Genomic DNA, 534 nt, shown 5'->3' with positions numbered 1-534 from the left:
ACCGTGGCTGACCACGATGAGGCCTTTGGCCTTTGCCTCCGGAACGGCCATGAGGGTCGCGTGGATCGTGAACGATCCCACCGCGACCGGGCGCATAGGCGCCTGCGTCGGGTAGTACAGAGCGACCGGGATCTTCTCAAGGTTCGTGATGGAGGGCGGGACCTCGTAGGGCCGCCACCCTGCCTCGGCCGCTCTCACCGCGCCGGAGAGCAGACCCATCACCATCGGTGTGCTGCAGAACAGCAAGGCGGCCAAGCGGAGCCGCTTGTAAATCGCGAATGTCATTGATGCACCTCTTGTGAGCCGCTACCCTGTTAGGTAGGGCCGCCGAGCAGGTCGGGGCCGATTTCGCGCACGGTGGGGCTTTTTCCCCAGTGACCATTCCCGGCATCCTCTCGGCGACCGCGTCCCTTCAGTGGCGCCGTCCCGCCGCCATCTGGCTCCCGCTCGTCGTCGCGGTGGCGCCCGCGGTAACGGGTGCGCTCGGGACCTTTGTCAGCATGACGCTTCCGCCCCGCCCGTTGCATTTCGGCG

General features: G+C 66.7%; 1 pseudogene. It reads right to left on the bottom strand.

The features are described from left to right. Nucleotides 1-285 (bottom strand): annotated as a pseudogene (locus KVT37_RS31810) (dienelactone hydrolase); the annotation flags it as partial. Nucleotides 286-534: the final 249 nt, after the last annotated feature.

The sequence above is a fragment of the Mesorhizobium sp. GbtcB19 genome (genome assembly GCF_019091085.1).
Lineage (GTDB): Bacteria > Pseudomonadota > Alphaproteobacteria > Rhizobiales > Rhizobiaceae > Mesorhizobium.
The sequence above is the reverse complement of the archived record's forward strand: the minus strand, read 5'-3'. Positions and strand labels throughout refer to the sequence as shown.